This window comes from Halorubrum wangae, assembly GCF_051194135.1.
In the GTDB taxonomy this organism is placed as follows: Archaea; Halobacteriota; Halobacteria; order Halobacteriales; family Haloferacaceae; genus Halorubrum.
The window spans coordinates 57,196-71,840 of record NZ_JBLZNH010000003.1; the positions used below are offsets into that span (position 1 = coordinate 57,196).

Annotated in this window: 13 protein-coding genes; 8 read left to right on the forward strand and 5 right to left on the reverse strand. The window is 70.3% G+C overall.

The annotated features are described in order from the left end of the window. Positions 1–116: 116 nt before the first annotated feature. Together ACNS84_RS10325 and ACNS84_RS10330 are read right to left on the reverse strand one after the other, a co-directional pair. Complete coding sequence (locus tag ACNS84_RS10325; RefSeq protein WP_435074786.1) at positions 117–872, reverse strand: ABC transporter permease; 756 nt, start codon at positions 870–872, stop codon at positions 117–119. Beyond that, positions 869–1,915 carry an ABC transporter ATP-binding protein gene (locus ACNS84_RS10330; RefSeq protein WP_435074787.1) on the reverse strand — a complete coding sequence of 349 codons (1,047 nt, stop codon included), beginning with the start codon at positions 1,913–1,915 and terminating at the stop codon, positions 869–871. Before ACNS84_RS10330 ends, ACNS84_RS10325 begins: the two co-directional genes overlap by 4 nt. A gap of 132 nt (positions 1,916–2,047) precedes the next feature. On the opposite strand from ACNS84_RS10330, the gene folP reads away from it, so the two are divergent. The 3 genes from folP (at position 2,048) to ACNS84_RS10345 (ending at position 7,345) form a co-directional block, all read left to right on the forward strand. Beyond that, on the forward strand, positions 2,048–4,702 hold the full coding sequence (gene folP, locus ACNS84_RS10335) for a dihydropteroate synthase (protein ID WP_435074788.1): 2,655 nt from the start codon (positions 2,048–2,050) through the stop codon (positions 4,700–4,702). A gap of 36 nt (positions 4,703–4,738) precedes the next feature. Further along, complete coding sequence (locus tag ACNS84_RS10340) at positions 4,739–6,175, forward strand: DHH family phosphoesterase (protein ID WP_435074789.1); 1,437 nt, start codon at positions 4,739–4,741, stop codon at positions 6,173–6,175. 99 nt (positions 6,176–6,274) lie between these two features. Next, on the forward strand, positions 6,275–7,345 hold the full coding sequence (locus tag ACNS84_RS10345) for an NAD(P)/FAD-dependent oxidoreductase (RefSeq protein WP_435074790.1): 1,071 nt from the start codon (positions 6,275–6,277) through the stop codon (positions 7,343–7,345). Between the two features lie 123 nt (positions 7,346–7,468). Here ACNS84_RS10345 and ilvA read toward each other — a convergent pair whose 3' ends face one another. Together ilvA and ACNS84_RS10355 are read right to left on the reverse strand one after the other, a co-directional pair. Continuing rightward, positions 7,469–8,680 (reverse strand): threonine ammonia-lyase, encoded by a 1,212-nt coding sequence (gene ilvA, locus ACNS84_RS10350; RefSeq protein ID WP_435074791.1) that lies wholly within the window; start codon positions 8,678–8,680, stop codon positions 7,469–7,471. Between the two features lie 258 nt (positions 8,681–8,938). Next, entirely contained in the window at positions 8,939–9,367 is a 429-nt protein-coding gene (locus tag ACNS84_RS10355) for a gamma-glutamylcyclotransferase family protein (protein WP_435074792.1), read from the reverse strand. A gap of 353 nt (positions 9,368–9,720) precedes the next feature. Between ACNS84_RS10355 and ACNS84_RS10360 the strand changes: the two genes are divergently transcribed. The 5 genes from ACNS84_RS10360 (at position 9,721) to ACNS84_RS10380 (ending at position 14,032) form a co-directional block, all read left to right on the forward strand. Beyond that, positions 9,721–11,229 (forward strand): stage II sporulation protein M, encoded by a 1,509-nt coding sequence (locus ACNS84_RS10360; RefSeq protein ID WP_435074793.1) that lies wholly within the window; start codon positions 9,721–9,723, stop codon positions 11,227–11,229. A gap of 73 nt (positions 11,230–11,302) precedes the next feature. Further along, positions 11,303–11,764 carry an Hsp20/alpha crystallin family protein gene (locus ACNS84_RS10365; RefSeq protein WP_435074794.1) on the forward strand — a complete coding sequence of 154 codons (462 nt, stop codon included), beginning with the start codon at positions 11,303–11,305 and terminating at the stop codon, positions 11,762–11,764. Between the two features lie 110 nt (positions 11,765–11,874). After that, on the forward strand, positions 11,875–12,309 hold the full coding sequence (locus tag ACNS84_RS10370; protein ID WP_435074795.1) for an Hsp20/alpha crystallin family protein: 435 nt from the start codon (positions 11,875–11,877) through the stop codon (positions 12,307–12,309). A gap of 180 nt (positions 12,310–12,489) precedes the next feature. Continuing rightward, positions 12,490–13,182 (forward strand): protein-L-isoaspartate(D-aspartate) O-methyltransferase, encoded by a 693-nt coding sequence (locus tag ACNS84_RS10375; RefSeq protein WP_435074796.1) that lies wholly within the window; start codon positions 12,490–12,492, stop codon positions 13,180–13,182. Positions 13,183–13,258: 76 nt separating this feature from the next. Continuing rightward, positions 13,259–14,032, forward strand: coding sequence for a protein-L-isoaspartate O-methyltransferase family protein (locus ACNS84_RS10380; protein WP_435074797.1), 774 nt, complete (start codon positions 13,259–13,261; stop codon positions 14,030–14,032). 26 nt (positions 14,033–14,058) lie between these two features. On the opposite strand, the gene ACNS84_RS10385 is transcribed toward ACNS84_RS10380, so the two are convergent. Beyond that, positions 14,059–14,535, reverse strand: coding sequence for a DUF7382 domain-containing protein (locus tag ACNS84_RS10385; RefSeq protein ID WP_435074798.1), 477 nt, complete (start codon positions 14,533–14,535; stop codon positions 14,059–14,061). Positions 14,536–14,645: the final 110 nt, after the last annotated feature.

Here is a 14,645-nt window from a genome sequence, read left to right on the forward strand (position 1 = left end):
GGCGATATAAATGACCGGCTTCGCCGACTATCGGCCCGACCGTGCGACCGTTCGCTCGCTTTCGACCCTCCGAGCGGGACGCCGCACGCCGTCGTCTGCATCGACCTCCGCGCGTCTCAGTCCGTCCGCGGGACCGCATATGCGCCGAGCGCGAGGAACGCGACGGCGAGGACCGAGAGGACGACCAGGTCGCCGACCCACGCGCCGGGCTCGTGGACGATGGCCCGCGTCCCGCGCGCGAAGTACGTCAGCGGCGAGGCGGCGACGGCCGGGCGGAACCACGCCGGCAGCAGGTCGGGGGAGACGAACGTCTCCGAGAGGAACAGCAGCGGGAGCGCGACCGTGTTGCTCGCGGCGATCACGCCGTCCTGCGAGTCCGTGAGCGCGCCGAGCACCGCTCCGAGCCCGCAGAACAGCGCGACGCCGACGGCGACGAAGAGAGGTAACGCGGCGAGCGCCGGCGAAACGACCGGATCGGCGTCGGTCACCACGAGCACGAGCCCGAAGATCAGGAGGCTCGCCGCGCCGATGATCGCGACGTTCACGAGCGTGTGCGCGAGGAGCCACTCCGCCCGCGAGAGCGGCGTCGTCGCCAGCTTCTCGAACCGACCCCCGTCTCGATGTCGGGCGATCTCGGAGCCGACCCGAGACAGCGGGGTGAAGAGGACGACCACGGCGAGGTAGCCGGGGATGTAGTACCCCGCCGGCTCTGCGAACAGTCCGCCCCCGGTCGGCTGGGTTCGCACCAACGCGCCGAAGATCACTACGAGGATCACCGGGAAGAAGAAGGTGAAGAACACCGCCGTTCGGCGGCGGAGGAACGACCGGGCCGCGGCCGTCGCCTCGGTACGGATCCGACCGATTCGCGTCATTGGTCTCCCCCGTCCGGCACTGCGGCGTCGGGGTCGTCGGGGTCGCCGCCGTCGCTGTGCGCCGTCGGGATTACCTCCTCTCGCGGCGAGTACTCTTCGCCGGTGAGCCGAAGGTACACGTCCTCCAGCGACGGTTCGGACCACGCGAGCGACTCGAAGGCGACCCCGACCGCGTCAAGGGCGTCGACCGCGTCGCCGATCGCCTCGGGTCGAACGCCGCGGATCCGGAGTCCGTCGCGGGTCGACTCGACCGCGGTGCCGCCCGCGAGGCGGTCACCGACGCGCGCCGCGGTCCGTTCGCTCGCGGGACCGTCGAGGCTCACGTCCAACCGGGGCGCGCCGCCGTGCTCGGCGATCAACTCCTCCGGTCGGCCGACGGCGACGACCGCGCCATCCCGAAGAAGGGCGACGCGGTCGGCGAGGCGCTCGACCTCGTCCATCGCGTGGCTGGTGAGGAAGACCGTCGTGCCGCCGTCGGCGAGCCGTTCGATCAGGCGGTGGATCGACCGCCGGCCCGCCGGGTCGATCCCGGTGGTCGGCTCGTCGAGGAAGAGGAGGTCGGGGTCGTTGACGATGGCAGTCGCGACGCAGGTCCGGCGCTGTTGCCCCCCCGAAAGAGTCTCGTACCACGCGTCGGCGTCGTCGGCCATGCCCACGTCCCGCAGGACCGACTCCGTGTCGCGGGCCTCGTCGTACAGCCCGCCGTAGTAGTCGACCAGCTCCCGCGCCGTGAGTCGTTCGGGAGGGTCGAACGACTGCGGAAGGAGGCCGATTCGCTGCGGATCGACCTCACGGGGCGGGACGCCAAACACGCGCAGGTCGCCTTCGGCGTCAGTGGTCCCCGTCAGCGCGCGGACGAGGGTGGTCTTGCCGGCGCCGTTGGGGCCGATGAGCCCGAACACCTCGCCGGCCTCGACGCGGAGGTCGACCCCGTCGAGCGCGACGACGTCGCCGTACGACCGCCGGACGCGCTCCCCGACGAGCACCGCGCCGCCGTCGGCGTCGTCGGCCGCGGACGTCGTCGCGGCCGCTGTCTCGTTCATGGGTTCGATCGGTCGGGCGCGCGCCTAAGAGTTGCTCTTCGCGGCCGCCGAACCGCGATCGGAGGAGGCCCGGAACCGCCGGCGTCGACCCGGTCCGTTACGCCTAAGCGACGCGACGCCGACCCACGGGACATGGACTACCACGAGGCGGCGGCGTTCCTCTTCGACCTCCGCCGCTTCTCGGTCAGGCCGGGGACCGAGCGCGTCGAGGCGCTGCTCGACCGACTCGGCAACCCGGAAGACGACGTGCCGTTCGTGCAGGTGACCGGCTCGAACGGGAAGGGGAGCACGGCGCGCATGACCGAATCGATCCTGCGCGAGGCCGGGCTCTCCGTCGGCCTCTACACCTCGCCGCACCTCTCCGCGCTGGCCGAGCGGGTCCGTGTCGACGGGCTCCAGATGACCGAGGCGGCGATCGTCGACTTCGTCGAGGAGGCGAAGCCGTGGCTCGTCGAGCGCGCGGCCGCCGGCGAGCCGCTCACCTTCTTCGAGGTCGTCACGGCGATGGCGATCCGTGACTTCGCGCGCCGCGACGTCGACGTCGCCGTGCTGGAGGTCGGCCTCGGCGGCGAGTACGACGCGACCAGCGCGGTCGACCCCGTCGCGACCGCCGTGACGAACGTCTCGCTCGAACACACCGCGGTCCTCGGCGACACGGTCGCGGAGATCGCCCGCACCAAGGCCCGGATCGCCGAGCCGGACGCGCCCCTCGTGACGGCCTGCGAGGGCGAGGCGCTCGACGTCGTCCGCGAGGTCGCCGCCGAGGCCGGCGCGCCGGTCGCGACGGTCGCGAGGGCGAAGCGAAGGGAGGACGGCGAGAAGGATGCGGACGGCGACGACGGCGATGACGGCGATGCGCCCGCGCTCTCAGTCACCTACGACGGGCGGGTGAGCCCGACCGACGCCGAGGTGACGCTCGCGGGCGAACTCGCGGGCACCTACCGGATCCCGCTCGTCGGCGACCATCAGGCGACGAACGCGGGGGTCGCCGTTGCGCTGGCCCGACGGACTGCGGCGGCGGTGGGCGAACGATCCGACGCTGACGGGGTCGAGAGTGAGGCCGCCGACCCCCTCCCGGAGAGCGCGATCCGCGACGGACTCTCTCAAGCGACGTGGCCGGGGAGGTTCGAAGTGATCGACACCGCGCCGCTGACGGTGCTCGACGGCGCGCACAACCCCGCCGCCTGCGAAACGCTCGCTCGGACGCTCGACGAGTACGACTACGACGACCTCCACCTCGTCTACGGGGCGATGCACGACAAGGACCACGCGGGCGCCGCGAGCGCGCTTCCCGACGCCGCCTCGGCGGTCACCTGCCGGCCGGCGCTCAACCGAGCGGAGGATCCTGAAGTGCTCGCGACCGCGCTCCGGACGGCAGGCGTCGACGGGGTGACCGTCGGCGACGACGTGGCCGCCGCCCTCGACGACGCGGTCGCTCGCGCCGACCCGGGCGACTGCGTGCTGCTCCTCGGGTCGCTGTTCGCGGTCGCGGAGGCGCGGGCGGCCCGGCTTCGAACCGTGACGCCGCGATCGGTCGGCAAGTCGGGGAAACGAGCCGGGGCAGACGCCCGTCGTGCGCTCGATGCGGGCGGGGTGTCGCCCGACGGGGCCGCGATCCTGGCAGATGGGATCGATCACCGGGTCCTCGCGCTTCGGCTGCGCGGCGACCGCGCCGAGCGCGTCGCGGCCGCGGTCCGCGAGGCCGGCGGCGACGGGGTGATCGGCGGACTCGGGGCGGGAGAGGGGCGCGTTCCGGACGGCGAGCAAGTCCCGGTCACCCTCGGCGCGACGATCGCGGAGTACCGGGACCTGCTCGACCGCATGCGCGCTCGGGAGGGCACCGGGCTCGACGGCGTCGCCGCGGACATCGCTCGCCGGCTTGAGCGCGACGGCGTCGCGGTCGAATCCGGAGGCGACTCCGGCCCGGACTACCCGTGGACCGACGGCACGGCCGTGATGGGCGTACTCAACGTCACGCCGGACTCGTTCCACGACGGCGGGCGCCACGAGGCGCTGGCAGACGCGGTCGCGGGCGTCGAGCGCATGGTCGAGGCGGGCGTCGACGTCGTCGACGTCGGCGGCGAATCCACCCGACCGGGTGCGGAGCCGGTCCCCGTCGCGGAGGAGATCGATCGCGTCGTCCCGACGATCGAGGCGATACAGTCGGTGCCGGCGGTCGCCGACGGCGACGTGCTGATCTCGGTCGACACGCGGAAGGCGCCGGTCGCGACGGCGGCGCTTGAGGCAGGGGCGGACGTCATCAACGACGTGACCGGACTGGCGGACCCCGAGATGCGCGAGGTCGTCGCCGATGCGGACTGCCCGGTCGTCCTGATGCACAGCCTCGACGCGCCGGTCGACCCGTCGAACGATCCCGAGTACGACGACGTGGTGAGCGACGTGATCGCGTCGCTCCGCGAACGGCTGGCGCTCGCCGACACGGCCGGGATCGACCGCGACAAGGTGATCGTCGACCCGGGACTGGGCTTCGGGAAGTCGGCGGCCGAGGCGTTCGAGTTGATCGACCGCGTCGGGGAGTTCGCCGCGCTCGACTGCCCGGTGCTCGTCGGCCACTCGCACAAATCGATGTTCGGCGCGGTCGACCGCGCCCCGGACGACCGCGAGCACGCCACCGTCGCCGCGACCGCGCTCGCGGCGGATCGGGGGGCGGACATCGTCCGAGTCCACGACGTGGCGGAGAACCGCGCCGCGGTCGACGTGGCCGCCGCGGTGAACGGGGCGGATCGGCGGGACGGCGCCCACGCGGAGGACATCTCCGACGAATGACGGCAGCGTTTTCCTTTCGCACCCCGTCACATCGGTATGGCCCGGCGTCTGCTGCTCGGCTGTAGCGCGGTCGGGAACACGCTCGTCGAACGCACCCGCCAAGAGCGAGGCGAGCTTATCGCTATCACCGACGACACGGGGTGGGTGTCGACGTTCCGCGACCGCAACGTCACCACCGTCGAGGCCGATCCGACCGACGCCTCGATGTACCCCGACCACGCGTCGGTCGTGCTGATCGCGAGCGACGACCCCGCTCGCAACGTCGCCGCCGCGGAGGCCGCCCGAGGCCGATACCCGGATGCGATGATCGTCGCGCACGTCGGAACGGACCCGACCGCCTCACAGCGGTCGGCGCTGGAGGCGGTCGCCGACCGCGTCGTCGACCCGGTCGAGGCGATGGTCGCCCGCGTCCGACACGCGACGGGCGCCGACAGCGAGGAGCGACCGGTGCGGCTACTGTCGACGCTCCGCGAACTCTCCGGCCCCCTGCTCGTGGTCGCCCACGACAACCCGGACCCGGACGCCATCGCGAGCGCCCTCGGGCTGGCGCGGGTTGCGGACGCCCTCGGCGTCCCCGCCGACGCCTGTTACGGAGGTGAGATCGCACACCAGGAGAACCGCGCGATGGTGAACCTGCTCAACCTCTCGCTGTCCACGTTCGACGGTATCGACCTCGACGACTACGACGGCGTCGCTCTCGTGGACCACTCGCGGGCGGGCATCAACGACAGCCTGCCCGAGGAACACCCGGTGGACATCGTCGTTGATCACCACCCGCCTCGCGGGCCGGTCGCGGGGTCGTTCGTCGACATCAGACCGGAGGTCGGCGCGACGAGCACGCTGATCGAGGAGTACCTCTCGCGGCTCGGCATCGAGCCCGACCGCCAGCTTGCGACCGCCCTCCTGTACGGGATCCGCGTCGACACGAAGGATTTCACCCGGCTGACGTCGATCCCGGACTTCGAGGCCGCGGCGTCGCTGTCGCCGCTCGCCGACGAGTCGACGCTCGAGCGCGTCGAGAGCCCGAGCGTGAGTCAGGAGACCCTCCGGGTGCTCGCGAGCGCCATCGAGGGACGAGACGTGCGCGGCTCCACGGTGGCGTCCTGCGTCGGTGAGATCAGCGACCGAGACACCCTCGCGCAGGCGGCCGAGCGCCTCCTCGATATGGACGGGATCACCGTCACGTTCGTCTACGGCTACAAGGACGGGGTGATCTACGCCTCGGCGCGGTCGCGCGGCGCGGACCTCGACGTGGGCGAACTGCTCCGAGACGCGCTCGACCCGGTCGGCTCCGCCGGCGGCCACGCCACCATGGCCGGTGCGCAGGTCCCGCTCGGCATCTTGGAGGAGGTCTCGGAGTCGGAGTCGCTGTCGGGGGTCGTCGAGGCGTTCGTCTCCGGCCGGTTCTTCGAGGCGCTCGACGATGCCCCGGCCCAGCCCGTGAACACGGTGCCGGAGTTCCCGATCGGCTGAGAGACCGATTCGCGGCCGGACGAGGTGTCCTCCGGCGGTCGTCCGTCGGCCGCGTCCGATGGCGCAACCTACATACTTCGCGGTGGCGAAGTACGGTACATGACTGACAATACTGTCGACCACCGTCGACTCATCATCGCCGGCACCGGGATCGCGGGGCTCTCCGCGGCCATCTACGCCGCGCGCTCGAACAACGACCCCCTGCTCATCGAGGGTGACGAGCCGGGCGGTCAGCTCACGCTCACCACCGACGTGGAGAACTACCCCGGCTTCCCCGAGGGGATCTCCGGGCCACAGCTCATCAACAACATGAAAGAGCAGGCGAAGAAGTTCGGCGCCGAGGCCCGCAACGGGATCATCGAGGACGTCTCGAAGGAGCCCGCGGGTCACTTCCGCGTCGAGCTCACGAACGGCGACGTCTACACCGCCGACGCCGTGATCGCGGCCTCGGGCGCGAGCGCCCGGACGCTCGGCGTCCCCGGCGAGGACGAGCTGATGGGGTACGGACTCTCGACGTGCGCGACCTGTGACGGCGCCTTCTTCCGCGGCGAAGACATGCTCGTCGTCGGCGGCGGCGACGCGGCCATGGAGGAGGCGAACTTCCTGACGAAGTTCGCGGACACGGTGTACATCGCGCACCGCCGCGAGGAGTTCCGCGCGGAGGACGTCTGGATTGACCGCACCATGGAGAAGGTCGAGTCCGGAGAGATCGAACTGCTCCTCAACACCGAGCTCACCGAGATCCACGGCACGCCCGAGAACGGCATCGACCACGTGACGCTCGTGAAACACCCGGACGGCCATCCGAAAGAGAGGCTCGAGGACCCCGCAACCGCCGACGAGGTCGAGGAATACGACTTCGACGTCGGCGCCGTCTTCTTCGCCATCGGCCACACGCCGAACACGGACTTCCTGGAGGGAACGGGGATCGAGACCGACGACGAGGGGTACCTGATCACCAAGGGCGGTCGCGGCGGCGGTCAGACGGCCACGGATGTCGCGGGCCTCTTCGGCGCCGGCGACGTGGTCGACTTCCACTACCAGCAGGCTGCGACCGCGAGCGGCATGGGCGTGAAGGCCGCGCTCGACGCCGACGAGTACCTCACCGAGCGCGAGCGTGCCGGCGAACTGTACGAGGCTGAGGTCGACGCCGCGGCCGCAGACGACTGAGAACCGTTCGCCGGAGCGGGTATTTATAAAGAAACGCTCGGTCCCGTTTTCAGCAGTTATAAGTGAGAGACGGCGAGCGGACCGCTGCTACCGTCCCGTCTTTATAAGTGCCCGCCGCTCGCGCTACGACTCGATTTCGACCTCGTAGCCGTCGGCTTCGAGCGCGTCGACGATGTCGGCGGCGTGTTCGGCGTCGTCGGTCTCCAGTTCGAGTTCGAGTTCGGCGGCGTTGACGGCCACGTCGCGGGAGGTGCGATCGTGGTGGACCGCGTACACGTTCGCGCCGGTGCGCGCGACGATACTGGAGACGCGCTCGAGTTCCCCGGGTCGGTCCTTCAGGTCGATCGTGATCTTGAGATACCGCCCCATCTGGACGAGTCCCCGGCGGACCACGGTCCCGAGTCGGTTGAGGTCGATGTTCCCGCCGCAGAGCGCGGCTACGATGGTCTCGCCGTCGTCGTACTCGAACGCCTCGGAGAGGACGGCCGCGAGTGCGACCGCGCCGGCGCCCTCCACGAGCGTCTTCGATCGTTCGAGGAGCAGCGTGAGCGCGAGGGCGATCTCGCGGTCGTCGACGGCGACCACCTCGTCGACGTACTCCGCCATGACTCCCAACGTCTGCTCGCCGACCGAACGCGTGGCGATCCCGTCGGCGATCGTGTCGACGCTGTCGATCTCCACCACTTCGCCCGCTTCGAGGGATTTCGCCGCGGAGGCCGCACCCTCGGCTTGCACGCCGACGACCCGCACGTCGGAGAGCCGTTCTTTGACCGCGACGGCGACGCCCGAGATCAGCCCGCCGCCACCGATCGGGACGACGACCGTGTCGAGTTCGGGGCAGTCCTCGGCGATCTCCAGCCCGAGCGTTCCCTGCCCGGCCATCACGACGGGGTCGTCGAAGGCGTGGACGTACGTTCGGCCCTCCTCGCGCTCCAGTTCGTGGGCGGCCGCCTGCGCCTCGTCGTAGTCGACGCCCTCGAGCCTGACGCTCGCCCCGTACCCCCGCGTGGCCTTCACCTTCGAGACGGGCGCGAACTTCGGCATCACGACGGTGGCGTCGACGCCGGCGCGCTGGGCCGCGAGGGCGACGCCCTGCGCGTGGTTCCCCGCACTCGCGGTGACGACACCGGCCTCGCGCTCGGATTCGGAGAGGGTCGCGATCCGATTCATCGCGCCGCGGATCTTGAACGCGCCGGTGCGCTGGAAGTTCTCCAGTTTCAGTCGAACGTCCGCGCCGCTCATTTCGGAGAAGGTCCGCGACCGCTCCAGCGGCGTGTGCCGGGCCACGCCCTCGACGCGCCCGCGGGCCGCCTCGACGTCGGAGAGTGTTATCATACGGTCCCGTCGCCGCGCCGACCGCTAATTGGTTCCGGTCCGATCCGTCTCGGTGCCGCCGCGGCCGGACGGCGGACCGACGGCTCTGCGGCGAGGGGGATCAAACGGACGAGCGAACGGCTCACGGTCTGTGAAAGGGGGGAATGCACGCGTGTGACGTGCAAGTCAACGTAAGCAGAGTGAATATAAAAAGGTGGGGCTAGCGGAGCGAAAGTGAAACCGCACGACTGCGGTGCCGTCATCCCTCTGTCAGACGGGTTATTCGGGGGTCAGTCGCACCCGCACGTCGGTTCGCTCGAGGTACGCCGCGACCCGCCGCGCGAATCCGTCGTCGACGCCCGAGGATCCGTCCGATTCCGTCAGGTCCGGCCACGTCACATCCGCGTCGAGACGGTCGGGGTCCCCCACGTAGAGGGCCGCGCGGTCCGGATGGCCCGCCGGAGCGTCGAGCGGGACGCTGACGCGGCAGTACAGTCCGTCGTCGACCCCCTCGTACTCGTCGAGCGCGGCCGTCTCGTCGGTTCGGAGGAGTCGACCCGCCGTCTCTCCTCCGGGCGCGAGCGTCGGGAACCGACCCTCCACGGCCCGGAGCCCCGTGAGCGTTGCCGGGCCGACGAAGACGTACGAGTCGAGCACCGCAGCGACGCGCTCCGGTCCGGTCAACGTCCCGTACACGAAGACGTCCATAGGTCGTGTGGGCCGTTAACACGCTTGAAGCTTCGGGCCCTCACCGATGATGCGACGGCGCTGACGGCGCCGGCGGCGGCGAAGCGACTCGGACGGTCCCGACCCGACGGAAGCGACGTGGACGGTCCCGACCCCGACGGTCCGGACCGCCTCCGACACGTAAAATCGGTACACGGCCCTCCCCACGGTACATGGACCTCTCGCGGCTGCGAGGCATCTGGCGGCGTGTGTTCGCACTCAAGTGGCCCGTCTTGACGGTGCAGACGCTCCGCACCACGATGCGGACGACGGACTGAGCCGCAGCGTCTGCGAGACACGGACCGGTTAAGTGTCGGACGGTCGAACAGACCCACATGGAGTTGTCATCCGCCGTCTCCGCCACGGTCTCCACCCTCCGGCGGCGCCCCGCTGACCTGATCCCGTTCTACCTCCTCGGAACGGCGGTCCCCGTCATCGCCCGGGTCGGGCTGTTCGCCGCGCTCGCCGGCGTGTACGTCCACTTCGAGCTCACCGGCCGGCTCGCGGTCGCCCGGGAAGCGCTCGGGGGAGCCGATCTGACGCCCCCGAACACGCAAGACCCCGAGGCGCTGCAGGCGTGGAGCGAGTCGCTCGCACCGGCGCTCGAACCGCTCGCGTCGCCGACCGCGGTCGCCCTCCTCCTCGCCGGGACGGCTGTGACGGTGGCTATCGCCATCGTGACCTACGCCGCGGTGTCGGCCGGGCAGATGTCGGCCGTCGTCGCTCGCCTCCGCAGCGATCGCGGGCTCACCGCGGGCATCGCAGGCGTCCGGGGGCGCTGGCTCACGTTCCTCGGGATCTACGTCGCGGAGCTTCTCTGTTGGCTCGGCGTCTTCCTCCTCGGAGGACTCGCGATCGGCGGCGCGTTCGTCGTCAACCCGTTCCTCGGAGCCGCGGCCACGCTGGTCGTCCTCCTCGTCGGGTTCGTCGCGCTCGTTCTCGTGCGCGCGGTCTTCGCGTTCGCGCCGGCCGCCATCGTCGTCGACGACGCGGGCGCGGTCGGCGCGGTGGAGGGCGCGGGCGGGTTCGTTCGGTCGAATCCGGTGAACGCCGCCGCGTACCTTGTCGTCGCGGTCGGCGTCCTCGTCGGAATCTCGTCGGCCGCCTCGGCGTTGGCGTTCCTCGGCGGCGGTGCGGTCGTCGCGCTCGTCAGCGTGGTCGTCGCCGCGCCGGCGCTCGACCTGCTCAAAACCATCCTCTACGGTGACTACCGCGGCGCCGTCGATCCGCTCGCCTCGCCGGACGCGGCCGTCCGATCGCAACTCACCGGCGGGGTCCGTCGCGGCTGGCGCGAGATGACCGCGTTCGTCGGCCGGACACCGGGGCTGCACGCGCTCGTCATCGTCGTCGGCGTCGGGTTCGGCGTGCTCGGTTGGCTCGCCATGGACCCGTTCGTCGGGAGCGTCACGACGTCGATCGAGTCGCGGCTCGTCGGGCACATTCCCCCTGTGGCGGCGCTCACCTTCTTCGGGAACAACTGGACGGTGGCGATCGCGACGTCGTTCGCGGGCGTCGCGCTCGTGATTCCGGCGCTCTCGTCGATCGCGTTCAACGGGTTCGCGCTCGGGGCCGTGGCCGCGTTGGAGGAGAATCTCGTCGCACTCGCGGCGTTCGTCGTCCCCCACGGACTCCTCGAAATCCCGGCGCTGTTCGTCTCCGGCGCGCTTGGCGTCCATCTCGGGATCGTCTCGTGGCGGACGCTTCGCGGGCGGCGCTCGCGCGCTGAGTTCGCCGACGCGCTCGAAAACGCGTTCTGGGTGCTGGTCGGAGTCGGGCTGTTGATCGCCGTCGCCGCGGTCATCGAGGGGTTCGTGAGTCCGTACTACTGGCGACCGTTCCTCTAGCGTTCGGGAGCGGGTGTGCGGGCTCCGCGCTCGCCCCTACGTTCAAGTCGCTCCGCTACGAATCCTGTCCTGTATGACACGACGCGATCCGTTCACCGAAATCGAGGAACTGCTCGACCGGATGGGCAGAGAGTTCGAGGAGCTGGGCGGCACGCTGGGCACGCCCGACGCACCCCAGTTACCCGGCGCCCGCGACGTCGCGGTCGACGTGCTCGAGGACGACGAGTCGATCACGGTCCTCGCCGACCTCCCCGGCTTCGAAGACGACGACATCGACGTCGAACTCCGCGAGGAGTCGCTCGCGATCACGGCGAGCCGCGAAGAGGAGCGCGACGTCGAAGTCGACGGGGACGATTCGGACGACGTCCAATACCACCGCCGAGAGCGCCGTTCGCGGTCCGTCTCGCGGCGAATTCCCCTCGCCGAGCCCGTCACGCCAGACGACGCGACCGCCTCGTACGAGAACGGCGTGCTCACGGTCACGCTCCAGAAGCGCTCCGAGACCGGCGGCGGCCACAGCATCGACGTGAGTTGAGCGAGAAGGCCCGCCCGGATATCCGTCCGGTCTCCGGCCGGCCGTGTCACGAGATAGCCACCGTCCATCCGTGTTTAATAGCTCACAGCCCCTTTCTAAGGGTGAATATCATGAACAGATCCACTCCCTTCGACGACATCGAGCAGTTCTTCGGCCGCGGCCCGTTCGGCGGCGACCGAGCGTGGGGACAGGGTCGGCGGACAGCCGATGTCGACATCGCGGAATACGACGACGAATTCCTCGTCATGGCCGATCTGCCCGGATACGACCGCGAGCACATCGACGTTCGTGCCGCGGACGGCCAGCTAACGATCACCGCAGAGCGTGACGAGACGATGCACGACGATCAAGAAGCCGAAGAGAGCGACGCGGGGCGATACCTCCGACGCGAGCGGCGCCACGAGTCTATCACGCGCACGGTCGACCTCCCCTCTTCGGTCGTCGAAGCGGACGCGAGCGCGACATACCGGAACGGCGTCCTCACAGTGACGCTTCCCAAGGCCACCGCCGACGTCGACGACAGTCACCGGATCGACGTGGAGTAGCGACCCAACGAGCGCCGTTCCGAGAGCGAACGGTTGACCAACAATATCTCTCTCCCCTCTCGCTTCGATCCGCTCTCCACCCTCCCTCAACCCTCCAAATCTCCCTCCGACAGTCGTTTTTCGATAGTACATACCCTCCGCGGCGACACATTCTCCACCGACACCGTGCTATGACTACTCATGATCGACGCGAACGGACCGGGCGGCGGAGACGAAACGGGAGGCGGCGGAGACACCGATTTCGCGGCCGACCGCCGAGCCCTCGTCGACGGGCTCCGCGAGACGCAGGACGTGAGCGAACGGACGCTGTCGGCGATCGGCGCCGTGCCCCGACACGAGTTCGTACCCGAGCCGCATCGCGCGCACGCCTACGCCGACCGCCCGCTCCCGATCGGTCACGATCAGACGATCAGCGCGCCGCACATGGTCGCGGTGATGGCGGACCTCGTCGACGTCGAACGCGGCGACCGGGTCCTCGAAGTGGGCACCGGTTGCGGGTATCACGCCGCCGTCCTCACCGATCTCGTCGGACCGGGGGACGTCTACAGCGCCGAGTACGTCCCCGAACTCGCCGCCGACGCCCGCGAGCGCCTCGACCGGCTCGGCTTCGACGTGACCGTCCGATCGGGCGACGGCCGCGAGGCGTTCCGCGACGAGGCACCGTTCGACGCGGCGTCCCTGACCTGTGCGCCGACCGGCGGCGTTCCCGAGCCGATCGTCGAGCAAGTTCGGCCCGGCGGCCGAATCGTCGCGCCGGTCGGCGGCGGCGGTCTGCTCGGTCGCGGGAGCCAGCGGCTCGTTCGCCTGACGGTTCGCGAAGACGGCGTCGACCGGGAAGACCACGGCGGGGTGCGGTTCGTGCCGATGCGTTAACGGCTGCCGATGCGCTAACGGCTTTCGGCGCCGCGACGAACGAGCGGTTTTAGACGACCGAGCACCGAGTCCGACCATGGACGAGGCGTCGCTGCGGACAGACATGATCGAGGGGCTCGAATACGAACTCGGCGAGCCACTCGGTGCCGACGTGCTGACCGCCCTCCAACGGGTCCCACGCGAGACGTTCGTCGACGATTCGCCGTACGCGAACGCCGCGAGCGACGAGGCCGGGACGCGCGTCCTCGCGCCGGCGACGGCGGTTCGGCTGATCACCGCGCTGGACGCCGCGGGGGGCGACGACGTCCTCGTGGTCGGCGCCGGCGTCGGCTACTCGGTCGCGATGATCGCCGAAATCACCGGCGCGAGACACGTACACGCGGTCGATATCGACCGCGAAGCGGTGTCGCTGGCGCGGTCGAACCTCTCCGCGGCCGGCTACGACGCCGTTCTCGTCGACCGACGCGACGGCGCGAACGGCCTCCGGGAGTACGCGCCGTACGATCGGATTCTCCTGGAGGCGGCGGTGCTCGAGCCGCCGCGCGCACTCACGGAACAGCTTGCTGAGGGCGGCCGGATCGTCTACCCACGGGGGAACGCGGTCCAGACCGTCGCGGCGATAGAGGCCGCGCCGGACGGAGCAACGGAGCCGGACGACGACGCTCCGGCGGGCTTTCGGACCGTCGAAACCGCCGGGCCGGCTCGTCTGCGTCCGATGCTCGTCGACGGAGAGCAGCACGGCGTGGAACGGAACCGGACGCGCCGCGAGGACGCCGAACGAGCCGATCAGGGACACTTCGCGCGACACGGCTGGGAGCAGGAGTGGATCGACTGGGACGACCGCCTCTGAGCGGATTTTGCCGAGTCGTCACGTTGTCACTCCTCGACGACGAGCACAGCCGTGTTCTCTCGCTCGTCGACGTAGTCGCCCTCGGCCGGCGGCTTAACCTCAACCGTGAGCGTTCCGTCCGGCTGGTTCGGCCCCAGTTCGGGCGCGACGTCGACCGTCGCAACCCCCTCCTCGTTCGTCGTCGCCGTCGCGACCCCGTCGATCTGCGCCGACCCGCTGCGGACGATCACCGTGGCGTCGGCGACCCGTGCCCCGTCGGGGTCGAGGACCGCGACGTCGATGGACTGCTCTCCCGGCGTCGTCACCTCGGGCTGTGGCTGTGCGTCGACCTCCGTCGCCGCGAGCCCCTCGATATCTCCGATCATCCCCATCATCACACTGAGGCTGGCGACGCCGACGACGAGGGCGATCACCAGCCTGACCGGCAACCCCTCGATCGCTCGCCGGTCCGTGCGGAACGATCGCTTGTTCGCGGTGCGTCCGTCACGTTTCGAGTCGGACATACGCCCCGCTGGCCGCGGTATCACTGATAAACGATCGGTTGTCTGGGGGCGTCCCTGCGGAGCGTCCGTCCCCTCTTCCAGCCCCTTTTGCGTGATGCCGCGACCACCGA